Source organism: Acetivibrio sp. (genome assembly GCF_035371925.1).
Taxonomy (GTDB): Bacteria; Bacillota; Clostridia; order Acetivibrionales; family Acetivibrionaceae; genus Hungateiclostridium.
Window position 1 is genome coordinate 14,186 of sequence record NZ_DAORXT010000023.1, and the last position, 20,762, is coordinate 34,947.

The following is a 20,762-nucleotide window of genomic DNA, read 5'->3' on the forward strand; positions in this document are numbered from 1 at the left end:
AGCGATTAATGGGAAAGGTACTCATTCATTATTTTTCGTGCAATGGGAGCTGCAACATCACTGCCGGAACCCCCATATTCAACAATGACAGCCACAGCAATCTTAGGGTCTTCAGCCGGAGCAAAACCTACAAACCACGAATGCGCCTTTGCCTTCTTTTTAACCGACTGCTCATTTTCAGCCGTTCCGGTCTTACCAGCAACATTTATCCCTTTTATAGCAGCATTATACCCGGTACCGGAAGTTACAACCTCCTGCATCATTACTTTAATTTTCGCAGCTACATCCGCATCCATTATCCTGCCCAGTTTGCTTGTCTTAAGTTCTTTGCTTGCTTTACCCTCGGAAGTTGTAATGCTTTTAACCAATACCGGCTCCATCATGATGCCCTCATTGGCAATTGCCGATGTAATCATTGCCATGTGAAGGGGAGTTACCAATATCTTTCCCTGTCCAATAGCCGCCTCGGCCAAATCGGTTTTATTCATTTTCTCATAAGGAAAACGGCTTTTGCTCATCGGAATATCAAAAGGAATTTCCTTTCCAAATCCCGCACGGTTTGTTATATCGGTAAACTTGCTCATGCCAAGCTCCGTCCCAATCTGCGCATATACCACATTGCTTGATACAGCAAGGGCCTTTTTCAAATCTATCTTTCCGTAAGCCTTACTTTCCGAGTTTCTTATTTCCCTTTCTTCGACAACTATGGAACCATTGTCATCAAACTCTTTATTTTCCATGCCGTTTTCAATGGCTGCAGCAGTAACCAGTATTTTAAAGGTAGAACCCGGCGCATAGAGCCCTTGGGCAGCACGGCAGAGAAATGGAGCATCAGGGGATTCAATCATGCTCTGCCAGTTTTGCTCAAGTTTTTTTGCGCTAGGATCAAAATTCGGACTGCTTACCAATGCAAGAATTTCTCCCGTCTTGGGGTCCATAGCCACCACAGCACCCTTCCGGGCACCAAGGAGCTCTCCCCCAAGGGCCTGGAGCTTATGATCAATGGTGAGATAAAGATTGTTTCCCTTTCGGGCAGGCAAGTTCGCACCGCTGACCATTCCAAACACCTGGCTCAAATCATCAATTCCCAATAGCTCTTTATTGTATGCGGCTTCAATCTGCGACTTCCCGTACACTTTTGAGCTGTAACCGATTACTTGGCTGTACAGAGCCCCATAAGGATAAACCCTCTCCTGATCCTCGCCGTTTGATTCACTGTAAGCGAGCAAAACTCCGTTCCTGTCATATATATTGCCCCTTGCAGTATTCTCCTCAATTTTATATTGCCTTCGGTTGTAAGCATTGGCCATCAAATCCCGGCTTCTGAACAATTGAATATATGTAAGATACCCAACTATAACAAAGAAGAGGGTACATATTGCAACCAACACCTGAATAATCTTTTTATTTTCATCCATCAGACTCACCACCCACTCTGTCAAATCTCGGATTCGATATCGCCTGAAGAATTCCTAAGGCAATAAAGCTCGATATAAGAGAGCTCCCTCCATAGCTTACAAAGGGAAGGGTTATGCCTGTCAACGGAATAAGCTTTATTACTCCGCCCACAATAATAAAGGTCTGCAGCCCAATCATCGTTACAATCCCCAAAGCCAATACCTTTTTAAACCTGTTCTTCAAACCGAGCACTATCTTAATCCCCCTGTAGGTAAAGAGCATACATATCAGAACCACTGCGACTCCGCCGAAAATCCCCATTTCTTCGCATATTGCGGAAAAAATAAAGTCTGTACTCACTGCCGGGACCATTTCGGGCCTGCCCATGCCTATTCCTGTACCGAAGAACCCTCCCGAAGCAATGGCAAACAAAGACTGGGCTACCTGGTAACCCTTACCCGTAATATCTGCCCAGGGATTTAGCCACGCATCCACTCTGACTCTTAGATGATAAAACTTAAAATACCCCAAAATCGCACCGGGAACTATAAAGGCAGAATTTAGCAAAAACATTTTCAAATCCTTGCTAAACACATAGACAACCACAAGAAAAGTCAAATACATCAAAAGAGCCGTGCCAAGCTCCCTTTGAAGAACAAGAAAACCGATATTGCAATAAGCCACAAGCATCAAAAGCCCCTTGTTTAATAGTTCTCTCAGCCTTTCATCCTGTATGTATTTAGTTAAAAACAAATTGTCCGGATTTTTAAAATAGGCTGCCAGGAAAAAAACAAACAGAATTTTGCACAATTCTGACGGCTGAAATGAAAAGCCGCCGATTACTATCCAGTTTACCGCACCGTTTATGTTCCTTCCCAAAATCAATGTAACAAGGTACAAGACAGCGGAAAGAGATATGTATATATAGGCAAATTTGTCCCACTTGTCGACTTTGATATATATATGGTAAAAAGCAAAAAACATTGCAAGCCCCAATGTTATCCACACCAGCTGCTTTAGTCCCAAACTATCGTCAAGGCGGTAAATCATCATAAGTCCGACACTCAAAAGCATGGATACTGTCAAGACAAGATATTCATCCCCATAATCCTTTTTAATGATTACAAGGCAGGCAGAGCATATGATTAAGGTCGCCGCTCCTCCCACTACTAAAGTCATCCAGTTATAAGAATTACTGCTAAAAAACAAAAACAAATATCCAATAATATTAAATACCGCTATCAGGCTCAAAGGCCAACGGTATGTTATTGTCCCTCTCATCAGAACACACCTCATTTACTCAGCGAAACAAACAAGAATTTTACATTTCCGATTTTAATGTTATCACCGTCATTTAGCAAAACTGTTTCTCCTTCATTAAGTCTTTCACCGTTAACAAAAGTTCCGTTCTTGCTTCCCATATCTTTTATAAGGATTGATCCTTCTTCTGCCATAATATATGCATGAATCCCCGAAATAAACGGGTCCTTTATTACTATATCATTCTTGTCATTACGCCCAATAGTCACACTTTTTCTGAGAATATAATTTTCCTCAACCTTGAAATTCAGCATCTCCCGTTGATTTATAAGCTTAAGGTAAGGATAAAAACCCACATTGTCGGTTTTGCTGACACTCATGGATTTAATATCAAGATAAATTAGGCGTATGACCCCTAAAATAAACAGGTATATAACCAGTGTAAAAACAACCTTGACAAGAAGCAGTATTATTTCAAACATACCCATGCCATCCTTATCTGCAATTATTTAGCCTAAGGAAAACTTAAGGCAACATATAAACTTGTACACAGCGTATATTACAAAAAGTTAAACAGGTCGCGGATATCAACCCGTTTAACTTTTTAAAACCTATTCTTTAATGCAAATTGCAAATACTATATTAAAACTCTCTTAGGCCGTCATCCCGCAATATTGAATTCAGCATTAATTCCTCGCAGGTACACAAATTCTTTTCAATAGCCTCATGACGAAGCACCAAGTATAGCTCAGCCATTGTAGCATGCTCATATGGAGGTACGAATATTACACCTATACAACAAGCAAGTAAGCCCAACAGGTACCATCCGATAAATGACAACTGTAATACAAAAATATTAAATTTATGTCCGTAAGTCATCTGCTCACTTAATTGGAGAGCACGTTTATGTCCTATATTGGCGTTGTCGGCAAGGATATACGGCACCATTATATAGGCATAATATTTCACGATACCGGGAATTATGAGAAGCAAATACCACAGAGAATTCATAATTCCTCTATAAAGCATAGACTTTAATACATCCATGTATCTTTTGCTTTTAAACCCATAACCCAAAACACTCAATTCTTCGCTGGCAATACCTTCTAACTGTGCATTCTGTATAAAGAAGCGTCTTCCGCCAACTTCGAGATGATACCCGACAAAAACCCGAAATGCAATGGCCAAGAACATCAGGCAAATTACAACCAGCAAAACTATCAGTACTTGCTCGGGAGGTAAAGAGTCCACAGCATCGTCGAAACCACTTCCACTGCCGCCATTCACAGCTGCTATCCATAAAACAATACTTACCGCAAAAGCTTTCCAGTATGATACTTCCAAGACTTTTTTAGCTCTGTTTTTAAGATACTCTCTCGTCCACATAACTTTCTCCTAACGCTTGCAAACAATAGATTAATATAACTATATAGTCGGGTGTTTACAGCCATTCTCTATATAATTTAATATTAAAATTATACCAGAAATAGACCACATTAACAATATTATTGTTAAAAAACAACAAGCATTGTCCCAGTATCCAAGTCCATTTATGCAGGACACATTCCTATAAGAGCGACGAGAGTCATTCCGTTGACATAAGCATCAACATTCGTAATTATGTCGGCTTTCGATACATCCTTAATCGCCAGGGCATATACCGTACAACATCTCTTTATCATGTCATTGAGTACTCCGTTTACTTCCTTGTAAATCTTTCTCGTCTTTTTTACTATTTTTGAATCCATAAGTATGTAAGAGCACCTTTTCATAAGCTCATCAGGTGTGCCCCTTGAAATTATACGCATTTTTTCGTTTATTATATGGGTGGATACTTTTAAGCTGTTGCCTTTCAAGCTAAAGGCTTCAACCTTGGGAACTATGCTTTCAATAAGGCTCTTGTCAAAGCCTTTTTCTTCTGTATAGTAAAAAATCGCTTTTTCTTTTTCATCATGAATGATGTCCAACCGTTTATGATTGACATTTATCACTTCTGCATAATTGCTAAGTACAAGGGAGTGCATAAAAATTCCAAAGCTTTTTTCTTCTTCATCTACATCTTCCGCTTTTTTAAGCTTACCATCAAGGTATATCTCCTCGACCCTGTATTTAACAGGTGACTCACCAATCAATAGATTAGAGTTGTCAACTCTAAGCAAATTGTCTCGAGGGAATATATCCTGTCTCATTAAATCCGCTCCTTTCCGGGCAGTAAATTATTAAATTTAATCAATAAAAACGCTAATAAAACTCCACACCTGTGCCTTAAATGCAAGATGCAGAGTCTTGTAATTTTTCGAAGTAACACTGCTGCTTTATCATATTGAATTATAAATCGCTACTCCCTTTGTAACTATATATATAAATTCGAATTATTATTCATGGTAAACAGCAATAAAAATCAGCAACGCTCGGCAACTCCAATAGATTATACCATTATTAAAATAGTTAAAAATCAGAATAGTTTCCTTTAACAATTTTAATTCTAATATAAGAAATGTTAATCTGTCAATTAAAGAATTGTAAACTTTTTATTAATTAATTGAATGCTGTGTCAAATGAATCGAACACGATTTTTGCTTAATGTTAGCGGGAAAATCAGTGCCTAATGATATGTTCATGATTTTTAAGATGCTCCTGACAGTATTCATAATCACTACCGCATTTAAAGCAGTATGCAAATTTAAGCTCAGGATGTTCTTTTGATGTTCTGCCGCATACACAGCAGGTGTAAATTATCTCCGGGGTTTTGACAGAAGATGCGATTACTTGAAATTTTCTGCGTCTGCGCTTTCTGTCAAGTTTTCGTATATTCGGAGACAGATATTCATCAAAAACCTCCTTTCCAAAGAACACTATGAAACTTGTGAAGGACAATAAAGCGACAATTCTTGTCTCCGGTCTGAAAATAATGGACAGTACCGTAAAGATAACATCAAACCACGCCAAATACTTAATTTTGACCGGAATTATGAAAAACAAAAGAATCTTGTAATTGGGGTTAAGATAAGCAAAAGCCAGAAAGATGGACATGTACAAAAACTCTGAAGTTACCTTGCCGCCCCAGAAGTCGCCCAAAAATGCAGCTACTATTGCCGCCAATACGCCTATAAAATAGTAGAGATTGAATCTGAAGCTTCCCCAGTAGCGTTCCAGAGCCTCGCCAAATATGTAGAAAATATACAATGCAAAAATTACCCAAAAACTTCCCACAAAAGGAACAAAAACAAAAGTTATCAGCCTCCAAATCTGGCCTTTCATGACCAATGAAGGCTCCAATGTAAGCCAGGACTCAATATATGCGAAACCGTCAAAAAGACTTAATATAAATACAAAGGCATTACCTATTATCAAATACTTTATTAGATTTTTAATAGCAAACCGCCCGTATTTACGCTCCAGTTTATCAATCCAATTCAATAAAAACAATCCTTTCCTGACGTTTTCAATGTACAAGTGGATTTCCATATATTCTATTCGACACTCATATCAAAAAATCCTTTTATAAAAAATTATTCCCTGAAATATAAATCACTAATCCTTAACATGAGTTGTTTTATATTTTAAACAGTTGGAAAGCCAACGGTTTAGTTATAAATCCTATAGTTGGAATTAAACTTTAAGTTTAAGTTTAATTCCAAGTTAAAGTTAAATTATAAGTTGGAACCTAGATATAAGTTTGAGTCAAAATAGAAATTAAAGTAAATTTACAAGTGAGAAAACAGTGGAAACAACAAGCGAAAGCAATTGAGAACCGCATATTGCCACAAAATTTTTTACCGCAAGCTCGAAGGTGTCTTTCTTCGTTTGTTTTTTTCTAAAAAGGTTTATATTCTTCTTAACTGGTATAAATACAAGTAAAACCAACAACATTATGAAAGGCACAATTCTAAAAACGCTAAGGAGTAGTATGTCAATAAAAGCAATGTAATAGAGAGCTTCAAACAGCCATAGAGCTTTTTCTTTTCCTATATAAATGGGAAGAGTATATCTCCTGTTTTCTATATCGTCCTCCACATCACATATATTATTTGCAAGCATTATATTGGCAATCCCGCAGACTGCCGGAATAGAGAAAGCAAAAACATATAATACTTCCGCAATATTTAGCTTCAAGGATAAAAATTGTCCCTCAAGAGCCAAGAGGACAATATCCCGGTCATAAATATGTACGAATACGGCAAGAAATATTATTACAAAGCCCATAAAGAACCCCGAAAACACTTCACCCAAAGGCATTCGGGAAATCGGAAGGGGGCCGAAGGAATAAACAATCCCGACAGCAAAGGATATTACCCCCACCAATAGCACAATAATATTTGTATTCATATAAAGCAATATTCCAAACAATACTGCTACACACATAAGAAACAGTATAACCGTAATTACCCGTGCTTCGCCAAGTTTGTCCCGAACTATTGCATTATGCTCTTCATAATTATATCCCTCTTTTTTGGCTGCCCTTTTATAATCAAAATAATTATTTAGAGCAGTTGTAACCATATCAAAACACAGAAGGGATATGAACAGGAAAAAAAAGTTTTTAACATTAAAGACATCAAAACGATATATTGCATATACCGTCCCCAGCATGAAAGGCACCATGCTGGCAATCTTCGTCTTAATCTCAACCAGTTTCAAAAAGCTGTCTACACGCATCCGCCAGCCCCCTACAGATGTAATTTTATTCTGTAGTTATAATAAAATATTTCATTTAATAATTAAATATTTTTTTAATATATTTTTCTTTATCAGTGAAGCAGATTATTAAGTTGTGACACATGCTTTCGGTTTACATCCAGTATCTTTTCAACAACTTTTCGGCTTTCGTCATCAAGGTCTCCTCTTACAAGCTCCTCAGCCATTTTTATGCCTTTATTCTCACTTTCCGCAGCATCTTTTACAATAAACTCCGTATCGTCGGATGTTCCTTTAAGCTTGTTCATAGTCTCAGCCATAGTGCCCTTAAAGCCCGGTCCGTCAACCGGAACTCCGCCCAAATTTTGAATCCTCTCTGCAATTAGTGCCGAATTCTGCTTGTGCTCCTGTTGAATTCTCTGAAGTTCTTTTTTCACATTCGGGTCCTTTACATGCTGAATATACCTTTCATACCCGTGTACTGCCATATAATTTCCTTCAAGCAATGAATTTAACTCTTTAACAACCACATTGTCCCTATTGTCCATATAAATTTCTCCTTTAAATCAATTTTAGACTTAGTTTTCTCAAAAAACTCTGCTTTATTCAAAATAAAAGGACAATGTGTGTATCAGCTGCTCATCTCCTGCCACTGCTGCTTTGTAATCAACACTTTTCTCGGCTTGCTGCCTTCAAAAGGCCCTATCACGCCATTTGCCTCCAGCTGATCCATTATTCTTGCCGCCCTTGAATACCCAATCTTGAACTTTCTTTGAATCAATGATGTGGATGCCTGCTCATATTCGATTATCATATCTATAACCTGGGGCAACAGCTCATCATCTTCTTCGGAAAAAGGTTGGGTTTCGTCAGCGTGGCTGTCGATTTTATTTATGACCTCATCGTCATACTGAGCCTGCTGCGTGGATTTCATAAAGGATACTATACTTTCAACTTCTGTATCCGTTATCAGTGCTCCCTGCACTCTCACAGGCTTTGGAATACCACGGGGGTAAAACAGCATATCCCCTTTGCCAAGCAGCTTTTCTGCACCTGACATATCCAATATGGTTCGTGAATCAATCTGGGATGATACTGCAAAAGATATTCTCGAAGGAACATTTGCCTTAATAACCCCTGTTATGACGTTGACGGACGGCCTTTGCGTTGCAATCACAAGGTACATGCCTGCAGCCCTTGCCATTTGAGCCAATCTGCAGATACAATCCTCAACATCGTTGGGTGCAACCATCATAAGGTCTGCCAGCTCGTCAATTATTATAACTATCTGGGGAAGGGTTTGGCCCCCTTCTCTTATCATCATATGATTATAACCTTCAAGGTCCCGAACACTATTTTCCGCAAAAAGCTTGTAGCGGTTTGTCATCTCCTGCACCGCCCAATTTAGTGCTCCTGCCGCCTTTTTCGGGTCAGTCACCACCGGAATCAAAAGATGGGGTATTCCGTTGTAAATACTAAGCTCCACAACCTTCGGGTCCACCATCAAAAGCCTTACATCCTTGGGCGATGCCTTGTAAAGAATACTTGTTATCAATGTATTAATGCAAACACTTTTTCCCGAGCCTGTGGCGCCTGCAATAAGCAGATGGGGCATTTGGGCAATGTCGGCAACCACAGGTTTTCCGGCAATATCTTTTCCCACAGCAAAAGAAAGCTTTGACGGATGGTTTTGAAATTCATCCGACTCAATTACCTCGCGGAGCAAGACCGGAGTAACCTTCTCATTCGGTATTTCAATCCCTATGGCCGCCTTCCCGGGTATGGGTGCTTCTATCCTCACACCTACTGCTGCAAGGTTTAATGCAATATCATCGGTAAGGCTTACAATTTTGCTTACCTTGACGCCATAATCCGGTTGGAGTTCATACCTTGTTACAGAGGGACCTTCACTGATATTAATAATCTTTGCCCTCACACCAAAGCTCTCCAAAGTATCAATAAGCTTTTTGGCTCTTATTTCGGAATTATATTTCGACTCGTAGGAGCCGTTTTTGCTCTCTGCCTGCTTTAAAAGCTCCATCGGCGGAAATACAGGCTCCATTTCCCGGCTTGGATACCTGTTTTGCTCTGCCTGTCCTATTTTTTCGAATTCATTACACCCTGATTCATCACCGATGTACTGCAATTCTTTCATTTCATATGTATCTTCTTCATACGTATCCTTAAATTGCGCAAATTCTCTTATATCTTCTTCTGCTTCATCCATGCCGTCTTTCATACCTTCAATTACTTCTTCAAATCCTGCCGGTTCTTCTACGTATTCCACTCTTTTCGCATTATTTTGCGCATATTTATCCATGTCCTCAAATTCTATCAATTCTTCAAAATCTCCGATACTTACTGCTTCCACTATATTATCTTTCATATCTTCAAATTCCATAAAATCTGCCGTAATCTCTGTTTCTTCCGGATCATCGTCCGAATATTCCATTATTGTTGCTTCGTTTTCCGCATTCCTTATGCCTTTATAAAGGTCTTCCCTCTTATAAAGCTCTTCTGTCTTTTCTGCTTCTATCGCGGAAACTTCCGACACAATATTATCAGTATTATTCATTCGCTCGTCTTTGTATATGTATTCTGCCTCGTGAGCTTCTTCAAATTCCGCTCCATCGCTCATGGACTTAGGCTCTACAAATAAGTTTTGCCTTATGTTTTCCGGATTCTCCAATTCTTTTATGGATTTCATTTGACTTTCAATAATTCTTCTAAATACATTTCCGGAATAATCCACATTTTCAACCCAGTTTGCCACTCTGGCTTTAATATCAGCTTCGGAAGAACCCATCCTGTCTTCGCCCAGCTTTATCTTTTCAGTGGAAACTTGTTTTCCTTCGGACAATGAACTGCCGGACCCGCCTGCAACATTCTCATCAACAATCCAATTGAAGTTGTTTTTTCTTGTCCTCAGATTATATGAGTCAAAGTCTTCATTCCTTTTGATGCTTCTGTTTGAGTCAGCTCTGTTGTAAGAACTGTCATGAGCTTTTATTCTGGTTGCAGTTTTTGGCTTTTTCCTGTTCCTATTTCGATAAACCGCCAAAAGGCACAAAACACCTGTGACGAAAGCCGCTTCAATTGCAAACACCTTAAAGAATTGGCCTATTGAACCTTTTGCAAACACAAGCCCAATTAATGCCATAAAAGCTGCAATAATTATAAAACTGCGTTTTCGCCGATTTTTTTTCATTTTTTTTGCATATCCTGATTTTCCAACTCTTAAAGTACCCATAGAACTTGTCATACCGCCTTTTTTTGGTGAAACATGACTAAAATAACCCTGCAAATTGTATTTTATCATTCTAGTTTTTCTTCGTCAAAAAAAACCTAAGTCTTAAATGTAAAATTTACTGCTCGATGTAAAAGAAAAAATGGAAATCCAATTAAAGCAAATTTTTAAAGCTCATGAGCAAAAATGCCCATAAGCTTTTAATTATAACTCATCATTATTTTTCCAACCATTAATTGTCCTTGCCTTACAACATTTTAAACACTTCCGAAAGCTCTTTCATCTTTTTGTCCCTCGGGGTATAAGCGGGAACTCCCACAGGTATCAGGCTTATAAACCGGTCATCTTTGTCCATCTCCAAAATCTCCTTAATTCTCTCTGCCGCAATTGCAGGCTCATTCATCCAGCAGGCACCGTATCCCTTTTCCTGTATTGCAAGCAGCAGATTCTCCACCGCCGCTCCAATTGACAGTAAATCATAGTTGGCAAAAAGGTCCATAATACCCTTATCGTCCAAGCCCCGTTCTTTCAGCGCAAGTACCATTGTTTTGTCATAAAACTCCGCTTTTGTCATAAACACTGCAATCACCAAAGGAGCCTTGGCAAAAAAGCTCACAGCTTTTCTCTTTGAATTTAGATAATCTTCGGACAATTGGCTTCTTTTAATCTCCAAAATTTTATCCAGTTCTTCAATTACCGCAGTCTCAATTCTTTTTATTATTTCTCTGTCCTTTATGGCTACAAACTTCCAACACTGGCTGTTGCAGCCGCTAGGTGCTCTTACAGCAGCCTCTATGAAATATTTGATATCCTCATCTGGAACATCTCTATCCTGAAACTTTCTGATACTTCTTCTTTCTGCGGCAAGATCCAAAAATCTGTTCACTGCATCATCACCCTTATATATATTTTGCAATAAATATTTTATTATAAATATTTTACATTAATTTTGAATATTGCAAAATATATAGGATTCATATATTTCGAAAATTATGCTTTTAGCCAAAAGGCAAAGATGCCGAAGCTCTACTTTTCAACTATAAACACTCCCACATCCTGATTGAGTTTGTTTGCAAGATTGTTCAGTTCCTGCGCCATTACAGAAAGCTGGCGCACACTTTCCGCCTCTGTTTGAACGGATGCAGTTATCTCCTCGGCTGAAGCCGCAACCTAGCTAAACGTGCCGGAAATATCCCCAATTCTTTCGATTATAGTATTCTTCTCCTGCGACAGACTTTTTACGGATTCAGTTACACTTTCAATTTGCTCAATTACATTATCTGCCTCAACCCTTATATTATCATAAGATGTGACCGTATACCTGATTGTTTGCATCTGATTGTCAAGCTTTTCGGAAATAGTTTGGATGTTTTTAAATACTTTCTCAGTATTTCTTGTGATATTGCTAATAAGCTGGTTAATATTGTTTGAATAGCCCATTACCTGAGCGGCAAGCTTTTTTATCTCGTCTGCGACAACAGAAAAACCTTTTCCTGCTTCCCCTGCTCTTGCCGATTCAATTGAAGCGTTTAGCGCAAGCAAATTGGTTTGCCCCGCAATGCTGTTTATAACCTCGGTTATCTTATTTATTTCGAAAACATCGTTATTCAAGGATATTACTTCTTCCATTGTGGAACTGAAGGATTCCTTTGTATCTTCCACTGATTTAACCAAGTTCTGAAGAGAAATGTATTCAACATCGGTGATTTCTTTCATTTTACTGTTGCTCTCCAAAACATTTCCTGTTTCATCAAGCATTCTGTCGAATTTACTGCCGAAGTCCTCCAAAATCTGAATTATATATTGAATATTTGATGCTTGATCCGCAATCGATATTGTTACATCTTCTATATTTTGAGAAATTTGCTCTCCGGTAGTCCCGGACTCATTGCTTGTATAGGCAAGTTCCGCAGAAAATTTGTTAAGCATGCCTATGCTGTATTTAACATTTTTTATGGTTTCCTTCAGGATCGATATCGATGTGTTAAGCGCAGTTGTAAGTTTCTTTGTTTCATCATTGGCCTTAGAGTAAAACTCAACAGTAAAATCTCCCTTTGAAAAGTCGTCAAGTTTTCGAATAACACCTTTTATCGGATTTATTATCGGATTTATTATCGTATTCGCTATCACAGAGCCTATTATGACCGCAATAATCCCTATCACCACCGAAATTAAAGCAGTGTTTAGCAAAGTGCTTCTAATTTCATTGTACATTCTTTCTAAAGAGATACCCACGTTGAGACTTCCGGATTGAATCGCCTCTGACGAAAAAGGAATGGATACATTGTATACTTTTTTCCCTTCTTTTGTTTCCGAGATAAGCCCCACTGTAGCAGATGTAATGGCGTCAATTTTGCTTTTTTCACCGCTAAACTCTGTCGCGCCGGACAAGGCATCCGTATTTTCATCTCCGGAAGTTGAATTGCCGTTCACCAAATTGTCATTGGCTTTCGCACCGTCGGAAGATACAAGTATATTCTGTTTATCGTCCGTGATAGACATATAAACAATGTTACCTTTGCTTTCCTCTTTTAAGTCTTTAAATATTTTCTCGATTTTATCCAGCTCAGTAATATTATTGCTTATAATCTCCCTTTTTATGGATGTAACCAGTGCCCTACCGTCACTCTCCATTTGCCTTGTAACCGCACCTTCAACTACATAAAACATAATTGCGGAAAACGATACAGTACATATTGCAGATATTAATATTACTGTGCCCAACATTTTCTTCATTAAAGAATTGAACACATATATTACCCCTTTCCGGCTATTGAGTTTTACTATATAATCCCTCTACAAGGTTATATATTTAACAATCTTGCTTTACATAATAATATCGGCCAAACAGAATTAAATCTTTATTAATTTCTTCTTATATATAAGAGGTAATATGCAACATATACTTTCAAAAACTATAGCTAATTGTCCTTTCTCAATGCTCTCCTGTTTCCGTCTTTGTCAACTATAACTACGGAGTCTAAGGTTGCTTTAAAATTGTTACGGAAGATTTTTAAATACTCCTGTCTCAATCTCTGTTGCTCTTCCTTTTCTTCGTCCGTAAGTCCTATTGTTTTAGACTTTCTCGAAAGCTCGTTAATCCTTTTTATCAATTCTTCCATGATCTGTTCTCCTTTCAAAATATGCACCTTACATAAATCATACTTTTTCAACAAGTATAATAATAAGTATAATAATAAATTTTTCGAAAATTTACAAAGCTTTTTTCTTTTAAATCGGGATAATATTTCAAATCTTTGCTATTCCATCCACTTCGTTTTTCGCCTTTTTTCAATCACCCCTTGAAGCCGCAAATGGAAAAGTAGTATAATATATTTAAAATATACTACATTTAAAAAAACGTACTCGATGAGGGTTATTTTTTTCACTATAGATTGTTAAAAAATAAACCATCTAAAGCAACAGTAATAAATAATATAAAGGAGAGTCGAAATGTATACTATTCAAACTCTTAACAAGATTTCATTAAAAGGCTTGGAGCTTTTCCCTAGGGATAGTTATGAAATAGCTACCGAGATATCCAACCCGGACGCAATTCTTGTAAGGAGCTACGACATGCTCAACATGGAGCTTCCGCAAAGTCTTAAAGCCATTGCAAGAGCCGGTGCCGGAGTCAACAACATTCCGGTTGAAAAGTGCACCGAAAAGGGAATAGTGGTTTTCAATACACCGGGTGCAAATGCCAATGCCGTAAAAGAGCTTGTTTTAGCTTCATTGTTCATGTCATCCCGCAAGGTCTACAAGGGTATTTCCTGGGCTCAATCACTCAAAGGAAAAGGCAGTGAAGTGGCTGAATTGGTTGAAAAAGGCAAATCCCAATTCGCAGGACCTGAAATAAAAGGAAAGAAGCTTGGAGTTATCGGTCTTGGCGCTATAGGTGTCATGGTTGCCAACGATGCTCTTTCCCTGGGTATGGAAGTAATCGGTTATGACCCGTTTATTTCCATAGATTCCGCCTGGGAGCTTTCAAGCTCCGTAGAAAAAGCTGTGAGCCTTGACTATCTCATTTCCACCTGTGACTACATAACCATACATGTGCCCTATAACTCAAAAACCAGCGGTATGATAAACAAGGACAAATTTGACTTAATGAAGAAGGGTGTTAGGCTGCTGAACTTTGCAAGAGGCGGTCTTGTAGTCAACAAAGACCTGCTTTGCGCAATAGAAAACGGCACTGTTGCCTGCTATGTTACCGACTTCCCCGAAGATGAACTCCTTGGAAACGAGAATATCATTACTCTGCCTCATCTTGGCGCTTCAACACCGGAATCCGAGGAGAACTGCGCTGTAATGGCAGCAAGCCAGCTTCGTGATTTTCTTGAATACGGCAACATCAAAAACTCCGTAAACTTCCCGAACTGTGAGCTTCCCCACACCGGAAACGTCAGAGTAATTGTCGCTCATGACAACGTACCCAACATGTTCGGTCAAATTACTTCCCTCATAGCTCGCAACGGAATCAATATCGGAGATATGATAAGTAAACACAAGGATAAAATCGGATATACCATTTTAAACGTGGAAGGCTCAATTTCCGCTGAAATTGTCGATAATCTAAGAGCAATACAAGGAATAAGAATGGTAAGGGTAATTGACAAGACAAAATAAACTAAAAACTCAGGGTTGCGTAAAGCCCTGAGTTTTTTATATCTTTTCTAGAAAAACTGAAAAACAAACTGTCCTGCCGCTATAGTGCAAATGATTGCAAAAAGGACAGCCCCCAAAGCAACTACAAGTCTTGAAAAGGGTACTTTCCGATTGAAAGTAAGCATCAGACGGTAAGGAATCTGAAGAACGCAAAACAAATATAACAAGACACCTGCCCTGTTCATGGACCAGGCAGCGGCAATATTAAAATCACTCATGTAAATAAAGCTTCTAGTCATTCCGCATGCCGGGCAGTTATATCCCGTGGCAGCCCTAAAAACGCATGGAATCCCAAGCCTCAAAAAACGTTCTCCCAATTTTAAAGCAGCCACATCCCCGTTTGTAACCATCAAAAAGGATAGAATCACCGGCAAAAAGCAGAGCAATAAAATTGATACATGTAAAATATAATCTTCATTTACAAACCTTTTGGTGCTCCCTTTTGCACAAGTCTCAATCATAAATCAATCCCACTCTCTTTTAGATAAATATAAAGATTTCGCTCAATCCTTGTGTTGAAGGTTCTGCAATAAAAGCGGCATATACAAGGAGGGCGACAGCTGCTCCCACCGCTACAATACCAAGAATTATTCCGATTAATGCCATAGTGCCGCCTGTCTGCGTACCGCAGGACTTCTTTATTTTATATTTTGCCACAATCCCGAAAGCAATAGCAGTTGCTCCGGTTATCCACCCAAGGCAAAAATATATAAGCGGTATCGAAATAATACCAAGTACCAATGAATATTTTGCATAGAGACTGGTTTTAGGATCCTTAAATTTTTTGACTATCCCCAAACCAAAAGAAGCACCGCATCCTCCGCATGTAGCAGCATAATCCGCATTAAGAAAATTGCATTTAGGACATTTTTTCATATATAGCACCTTCCATATTATTTAAAAAGCATTTCATTTTCATAGCTTTCGCTTAAAAATGAAATGCTGAAAAAAGCAAATCTATATAGCTATTTTAAATCATTTGTAATAGTTTTATTATATATCAAACTCATAGACTTCTCCAGTAAGTCCTTCCATAAATCCCTGCCAGAAAAACGGAGACAACACAAGAGAAAGCAATGCCAATCCAATTCCTATAAAGCCCAAAATAATTCCTGCCAGTGCCAATCCGTCTCCTTTTTCCAACCCATTTGACTGCTTTATCTTATTTTTAGCCATAAAGCCGAATACTACGGCCAGTATTGAAGGTATAATGCCAAGACCACAGCAGCATGAAAGCAAAAAGTTTGATATTCCAAGCACCAATGATGCTATTGCAAAACCATTGGTTTTACCGTATTGCATCTCATTAACGCCGGCATATGTATTGTACTCTCCCTCATTGTTCAGCAAAGACCCGCATTGGCTGCAGGTGTCAAGAAAATCTTCATTTATCTTGCCACAGTTAGGACATAATTTCATTAACTAACCCCCTGTCTGATTTGCTCAAATATCTTAATATACATGTTAATTCTATATGAATTCCAAGCTTTTTTCAACACAAATTTTCCATAATTTTTTAGCTTAATTTTTTACAGGAAGTAATTAAAAAATAAGGAGGCTTTTCGTCTCCAAACATCTTTTAAGTTTTTTGCTTCCGATTTTTATCCGAAACACCGGCAATTTGCCATGTCTAAGGAGAACTAGAAGCATACAAAGCTTTGGATATTTCTTAAATCAACTCCAAAGTAAATCCAGCGAAAACCTGTCCATCTCCATCCTGCCGCCGATCTTCTTCCAACAAAATTCAGCCATGCCCAAAACCTTTCACCGGTATTTAACCATATAAAAACAAATCTATTGGTACATGGCCTTATAGCTCCAGGGTCAACTGCCAGCAAACCCAGTGCCTGGGTCTGCTGAGGTGTAAAGGAAGGAGGCGGCCCCGGCGGAGCACCCGCTGACGTCCCCGGCGATGCACCCGGAGTCCCGGAAGGTGGTCCAAAAGGCGGCTGAAACTGTCCAAACGGAGGCAAAAACTGCTGTCCGAATTGTTGGCGGAACTCCTCTGACGGTATCGCCCTTTCTTCTTCGCTGTGATAGTATTCGTACATATTATTCTCTCCTTTTATTTTGCTATCTCCTATTACATATTATGTAAATCGCCAGCTTTAGTTCCACAAGTCTTCGGTTTATTTCGGATAGCAAAAGGAGCATTAATTCCGGTATATAGCATTAATATTTGCCAAACTCTTCATTGTCCAGTGATATCTGAGCTTTTGGCTCAGGCTGTTTATTCTCGCTCACTTTATTTTTTGACTCATCCAAATGCGAATTCATTTTGCGTTCAAGCATATTCTCAAGCATCCGCATAACTTCAGGATTTATACTATCAAGCTTTGAGGATTGCGAAGAATTTGCCTTTAGCTTGAATCTGCTCAAAGAGTCCTTTAACATAATATTTGCCTGTTTTGAGAGTTCTTCATTTGCAGTAGCACTCTCTTCCGCTTCTACAGAATTTGCATGTATTACTTCCGCTACTTGGGATATCGCTTGATTTACCTGTGAAATTCCCAGATCCTGTTCCTTGGATGCCACAGCTATTTCTCCCGCCAACTCGGACGTTTCCGTCACACCATCAACTATTTTGTTCAGTGCATCGGCAGTATCGTGAGCTATTTTGGTTCCGGCTTCCACAGTTCTTATAGAACCTTCTATCATTTCGGTGGTCTCCCTCGCTGCTTTGGCACTCCTTTCGGCCAAGTTTCTGACCTCTTCCGCAACAACAGCAAAGCCTTTTCCGTGCTGTCCGGCTCTTGCAGCCTCTACTGCCGCGTTCAATGCAAGTATATTTGTCTGGAACGCAATATCGTCTATTACCTTGATTATTCGTGAAATATCCGATGAGGATTTATTTATATTTTGCATTGACTGAAGCATATCTTCCATATGATTTTTACCTTCAATGGCACTATTTTTTACAGTCAATGCCAGTTCATTTGCCTTGTTGGCATTTAATGCATTCTGTCTGGTCTGAGCTGATATTTGCTCCATCGATGATGTTATTTCTTCTATTGTACTTGCCTGTTCTGCTGCTCCTTGAGACAGTGACTCACTTGATGCAGCCACTTGTTTTGAGCTTGCTGCCACCTTCTCGGCTGCTGCCGTTACCTCCCAGAGTATCTGATTAATATTGTCGATGGTCATATTCAAATTATCTTTTATTATTGCATTTTCTCCTTTGTAATCTCCTGTTACGGCAACATTTAAATTACCCTTTGCCACTTCCTGCAAAACAAGTGAAGCTTCCCTTATAGGTGCTATGACAGCATCAAGGGTCTTGTTTATGCCCTTTAACAGCTCCTTCCATCCTCCGTTAAATGCTTCCTCGTTGCCCCGTACGCCAAGTTTACCTTCCTCAACTGCCATGGTTATCGAATCAATTTCATTTTTTAACTGCTTCAAGTTTGACACCATCACATTGAAGGCACCTGTCAAATCACCGGCACTTTTTCCGTCTTCTTGCAAGATTTTCTCTTGCGACAAATCTCCCTGTGCTATTCTTTCTGCCATTTGAGCAATATCTTTCAGGTTTTGCTGCATTTTATGGAACGCCCTCGATAGGTTCCCCACCTCGTCCTGAGTTTTAATTATGTTTATTTCTGCCGAAAGATTGTCTTCCGCTATTTGCTCGGCTACATTTGTAAGCTCTTTAATCGGCCCTACAATGTTCCTGGTAATAAAGAAAATAACAACCAACAGTACTCCCAATGCCGCAATTCCTAAAATCAGTGACGAATTTCTGATCATGTTGGCTTTTTCCATAACTTCACTCATTGGAGCTGTTATAACAAAAGACCAGGGAGTCGTTGTATTTCCGAAGTTTATCGGAACATAAACCTTATAAACCTCTTCCTGCAATATTTCGCAAAACTCTGTGGTTGTATATACTTGGCCGTTTTTTATTGCAGCTTTGGCCTTCTCGTCAGTTATTGGCGTGAAAATGTTATCTTCCTTCATATCTGCAACGTATACACCGTCATTGGAAATAAGCGATGCATACCCTCTTTCATACGGTTTTATTTTTACAACCTTGTCCTGGAAAGTGTTTAAGAGAACATCCACCCCTGCAACCCCTACAAATTGACCGTTGTATTTAATAGGAACAACAATACTTGACATTGGGGAATATTCACCATCTACCGGGTACAGGTATGGATTGGTAACAGTTTCCTGGCCGGTTTGCTTCGGAAGGTTGTAGAAATCTCCCGTCTCATAGTCAACTATCGCCACTTGCTGTATTTTGCCGGTGTCCCTGTTCCAAAGAGGTAAAAACCTTCCGGTTTCATCGTATCCCGGCATACCGGCATACTCTGAATCCTTTCCGTCAAGGGCATTGGGCTCCCATAATGTCCATACCCCATTAAAACTTTGATCCTTCTCCAATACATTTCTTAATATACTGTTCATTACATTTCTATCTGGAACACTCGAGGCTCTCATTGCCTCAAAAGTTTCGGCCAAAGTTCTGGCAGTGTCAAGAGGTTTTTCTATCTCGGCTTTTACTTCATTGCCGTATCTGTAAGCCATTTCTTCAACTTTGTCAAATCCCTCTTCTTTTGCCATATTGCTTGATAATACATAACTGATAATAATTGTTGCTGACAAAGCCACAGCTGTAACCGCACCGATAAGCACCATCATTTTGGTTGTTAAATTCATTTTGCTAATCAATATAACTCCCTCCCTGGATTCTTATTTTCTTTTTTGATTTGCTCATTTTGTCTTAGGACTCTAATTGTCTTTGTATTTTGTATACAATTTAATCCATCAGTGTGCTACTCTCTCAAGCACATTTTCCAGAGCATTATTGGTTAGCAACTTCTCACAATCTACCAACAGTTTTATCCCGTTTTCTGTCCTCCCTATTCCGTTTATGTACTTTTGCTTCCTTTCGTCGTTTATTTCAGGTGGAGGAACTATGTTCTCCCCAGATATTTGCATAACTTCCGCGACTGCATCAACAATGAGACCAATAGGAACTCCTCTGACGTCGAGCACAATAGTGCAGGTTCTATCATTGTATTCCTTTTCCTTAAGGCCCAACATCAATCTTACATCAATAACCGGTATTACCTTGCCCCTTAAATTAATTATTCCTTTAACATATTCCTGCATTTCTGGAACTTCAATTATTTTCTGAATACCAACTATTTCCGTTACATACTTGATTGCTATGCCGTATTCTTCGTTGCCAATCAAAAACGTAAGATACATATCTTTCTGCGTATCTTCGTTAAGATCCAAAACTTCACTTTGAATATCTGGCATTTTCAACCATCTCCTTTGAAATTAGTCGCCGGAATTGTTTTACAACCGACAATATTTTACAGAGCGTTCAATAAGCAGCTTAAATCTGCCAAATTAAGACAAAGACATATTTTGCATATGATTACTGTCATACTTTAGAGTCCTAGACATTTATTACATTGGTAAATATCGTATTATTTTATAAATTTCTTAATATCAATAGTTGATTTTTTTTAATATTATGTATATAATCCTGAATTTTGCAGTTAGAAGAGGGAAAAAGAGCCCATAACCACGCTAAAAT

19 protein-coding genes are annotated in these 20,762 nt (G+C 38.8%); 1 reads left to right on the forward strand and 18 read right to left on the reverse strand.

Annotation, left to right across the window (positions count from 1 at the left end; translation table 11 throughout):
- Positions 1 to 5: 5 nt before the first annotated feature.
- The 12 genes from PLH43_RS04965 to PLH43_RS05020 form a co-directional block, all read right to left on the reverse strand.
- On the reverse strand, positions 6 to 1,418 hold the full coding sequence (locus PLH43_RS04965) for a penicillin-binding transpeptidase domain-containing protein (RefSeq protein WP_324360711.1): 1,413 nt from the start codon (positions 1,416 to 1,418) through the stop codon (positions 6 to 8).
- Positions 1,411 to 2,679 carry an FtsW/RodA/SpoVE family cell cycle protein gene (locus PLH43_RS04970; protein ID WP_324360713.1) on the reverse strand — a complete coding sequence of 423 codons (1,269 nt, stop codon included), beginning with the start codon at positions 2,677 to 2,679 and terminating at the stop codon, positions 1,411 to 1,413. Before PLH43_RS04970 ends, PLH43_RS04965 begins: the two co-directional genes overlap by 8 nt.
- Positions 2,680 to 2,690: 11 nt before the next feature.
- Positions 2,691 to 3,140, reverse strand: coding sequence for an FHA domain-containing protein (locus PLH43_RS04975; protein WP_324360715.1), 450 nt, complete (start codon positions 3,138 to 3,140; stop codon positions 2,691 to 2,693).
- A 160-nt stretch (positions 3,141 to 3,300) separates the two neighbouring features.
- On the reverse strand, positions 3,301 to 4,044 hold the full coding sequence (locus tag PLH43_RS04980; RefSeq protein WP_324360717.1) for a DUF975 family protein: 744 nt from the start codon (positions 4,042 to 4,044) through the stop codon (positions 3,301 to 3,303).
- A gap of 164 nt (positions 4,045 to 4,208) precedes the next feature.
- Complete coding sequence (locus tag PLH43_RS04985) at positions 4,209 to 4,847, reverse strand: hypothetical protein (protein ID WP_324360719.1); 639 nt, start codon at positions 4,845 to 4,847, stop codon at positions 4,209 to 4,211.
- A 409-nt stretch (positions 4,848 to 5,256) separates the two neighbouring features.
- On the reverse strand, positions 5,257 to 6,078 hold the full coding sequence (locus PLH43_RS04990; RefSeq protein WP_324360721.1) for a rhomboid family intramembrane serine protease: 822 nt from the start codon (positions 6,076 to 6,078) through the stop codon (positions 5,257 to 5,259).
- A gap of 276 nt (positions 6,079 to 6,354) precedes the next feature.
- Positions 6,355 to 7,317: a 1,4-dihydroxy-2-naphthoate polyprenyltransferase gene (gene menA, locus PLH43_RS04995; RefSeq protein ID WP_324360723.1), complete on the reverse strand. Its 963-nt coding sequence runs from the start codon at positions 7,315 to 7,317 to the stop codon at positions 6,355 to 6,357.
- Between the two features lie 92 nt (positions 7,318 to 7,409).
- The gene (locus PLH43_RS05000) at positions 7,410 to 7,844 is read right to left on the reverse strand and encodes a PA2169 family four-helix-bundle protein (protein ID WP_324360725.1); all 435 of its coding nucleotides are present in this window, start codon (positions 7,842 to 7,844) and stop codon (positions 7,410 to 7,412) included.
- A gap of 83 nt (positions 7,845 to 7,927) precedes the next feature.
- Positions 7,928 to 10,558: a DNA translocase FtsK gene (locus PLH43_RS05005; protein WP_324360747.1), complete on the reverse strand. Its 2,631-nt coding sequence runs from the start codon at positions 10,556 to 10,558 to the stop codon at positions 7,928 to 7,930.
- 232 nt (positions 10,559 to 10,790) lie between these two features.
- On the reverse strand, positions 10,791 to 11,429 hold the full coding sequence (locus PLH43_RS05010) for a nitroreductase family protein (protein WP_324360727.1): 639 nt from the start codon (positions 11,427 to 11,429) through the stop codon (positions 10,791 to 10,793).
- A gap of 284 nt (positions 11,430 to 11,713) precedes the next feature.
- Positions 11,714 to 13,294 carry a methyl-accepting chemotaxis protein gene (locus PLH43_RS05015; RefSeq protein WP_324360729.1) on the reverse strand — a complete coding sequence of 527 codons (1,581 nt, stop codon included), beginning with the start codon at positions 13,292 to 13,294 and terminating at the stop codon, positions 11,714 to 11,716.
- A 170-nt stretch (positions 13,295 to 13,464) separates the two neighbouring features.
- Positions 13,465 to 13,668 (reverse strand): DUF896 domain-containing protein, encoded by a 204-nt coding sequence (locus PLH43_RS05020; RefSeq protein WP_324360748.1) that lies wholly within the window; start codon positions 13,666 to 13,668, stop codon positions 13,465 to 13,467.
- A 328-nt stretch (positions 13,669 to 13,996) separates the two neighbouring features.
- Here PLH43_RS05020 and PLH43_RS05025 point away from each other — a divergent pair, with 328 nt between their 5' ends.
- Positions 13,997 to 15,172, forward strand: coding sequence for a phosphoglycerate dehydrogenase (locus PLH43_RS05025; RefSeq protein ID WP_324360731.1), 1,176 nt, complete (start codon positions 13,997 to 13,999; stop codon positions 15,170 to 15,172).
- A gap of 47 nt (positions 15,173 to 15,219) precedes the next feature.
- Here PLH43_RS05025 and PLH43_RS05030 read toward each other — a convergent pair whose 3' ends face one another.
- From PLH43_RS05030 to PLH43_RS05055, 6 genes are all read right to left on the reverse strand, one after another.
- The gene (locus PLH43_RS05030; RefSeq protein ID WP_324360733.1) at positions 15,220 to 15,672 is read right to left on the reverse strand and encodes a DUF2752 domain-containing protein; all 453 of its coding nucleotides are present in this window, start codon (positions 15,670 to 15,672) and stop codon (positions 15,220 to 15,222) included.
- 19 nt (positions 15,673 to 15,691) lie between these two features.
- Positions 15,692 to 16,087, reverse strand: coding sequence for a DUF4190 domain-containing protein (locus PLH43_RS05035; RefSeq protein ID WP_324360735.1), 396 nt, complete (start codon positions 16,085 to 16,087; stop codon positions 15,692 to 15,694).
- Positions 16,088 to 16,204: 117 nt separating this feature from the next.
- Positions 16,205 to 16,630, reverse strand: coding sequence for a DUF4190 domain-containing protein (locus tag PLH43_RS05040; RefSeq protein ID WP_324360737.1), 426 nt, complete (start codon positions 16,628 to 16,630; stop codon positions 16,205 to 16,207).
- A gap of 221 nt (positions 16,631 to 16,851) precedes the next feature.
- Positions 16,852 to 17,262 (reverse strand): hypothetical protein, encoded by a 411-nt coding sequence (locus tag PLH43_RS05045; protein WP_324360739.1) that lies wholly within the window; start codon positions 17,260 to 17,262, stop codon positions 16,852 to 16,854.
- Positions 17,263 to 17,383: 121 nt separating this feature from the next.
- Positions 17,384 to 19,882, reverse strand: coding sequence for a methyl-accepting chemotaxis protein (locus PLH43_RS05050; protein WP_324360741.1), 2,499 nt, complete (start codon positions 19,880 to 19,882; stop codon positions 17,384 to 17,386).
- Positions 19,883 to 19,978: 96 nt separating this feature from the next.
- The gene (locus PLH43_RS05055; protein ID WP_324360743.1) at positions 19,979 to 20,479 is read right to left on the reverse strand and encodes a chemotaxis protein CheW; all 501 of its coding nucleotides are present in this window, start codon (positions 20,477 to 20,479) and stop codon (positions 19,979 to 19,981) included.
- Positions 20,480 to 20,762: the final 283 nt, after the last annotated feature.

What these genes read in the sequence shown, in the direction of transcription:
- PLH43_RS04985 (WP_324360719.1), bottom strand. Translation starts at nt 4,847, where the DNA reads ATGAGACAGGATATATTCCCTCGAGACAATTTGCTTAGAGTTGACAAC.
- PLH43_RS05035 (WP_324360735.1), bottom strand. Translation starts at nt 16,087, where the DNA reads ATGAAAAAATGTCCTAAATGCAATTTTCTTAATGCGGATTATGCTGCT.
- menA (WP_324360723.1), bottom strand. Translation starts at nt 7,317, where the DNA reads ATGCGTGTAGACAGCTTTTTGAAACTGGTTGAGATTAAGACGAAGATT.
- PLH43_RS05030 (WP_324360733.1), bottom strand. Translation starts at nt 15,672, where the DNA reads ATGATTGAGACTTGTGCAAAAGGGAGCACCAAAAGGTTTGTAAATGAA.
- PLH43_RS04965 (WP_324360711.1), bottom strand. Translation starts at nt 1,418, where the DNA reads ATGGATGAAAATAAAAAGATTATTCAGGTGTTGGTTGCAATATGTACC.
- PLH43_RS04970 (WP_324360713.1), bottom strand. Translation starts at nt 2,679, where the DNA reads ATGAGAGGGACAATAACATACCGTTGGCCTTTGAGCCTGATAGCGGTA.
- PLH43_RS05040 (WP_324360737.1), bottom strand. Translation starts at nt 16,630, where the DNA reads ATGAAATTATGTCCTAACTGTGGCAAGATAAATGAAGATTTTCTTGAC.
- PLH43_RS05000 (WP_324360725.1), bottom strand. Translation starts at nt 7,844, where the DNA reads ATGGACAATAGGGACAATGTGGTTGTTAAAGAGTTAAATTCATTGCTT.
- PLH43_RS04980 (WP_324360717.1), bottom strand. Translation starts at nt 4,044, where the DNA reads ATGTGGACGAGAGAGTATCTTAAAAACAGAGCTAAAAAAGTCTTGGAA.
- PLH43_RS04975 (WP_324360715.1), bottom strand. Translation starts at nt 3,140, where the DNA reads ATGTTTGAAATAATACTGCTTCTTGTCAAGGTTGTTTTTACACTGGTT.
- PLH43_RS05025 (WP_324360731.1), top strand. Translation starts at nt 13,997, where the DNA reads ATGTATACTATTCAAACTCTTAACAAGATTTCATTAAAAGGCTTGGAG.
- PLH43_RS05005 (WP_324360747.1), bottom strand. Translation starts at nt 10,558, where the DNA reads ATGACAAGTTCTATGGGTACTTTAAGAGTTGGAAAATCAGGATATGCA.
- PLH43_RS05055 (WP_324360743.1), bottom strand. Translation starts at nt 20,479, where the DNA reads ATGCCAGATATTCAAAGTGAAGTTTTGGATCTTAACGAAGATACGCAG.
- PLH43_RS05045 (WP_324360739.1), bottom strand. Translation starts at nt 17,262, where the DNA reads ATGTACGAATACTATCACAGCGAAGAAGAAAGGGCGATACCGTCAGAG.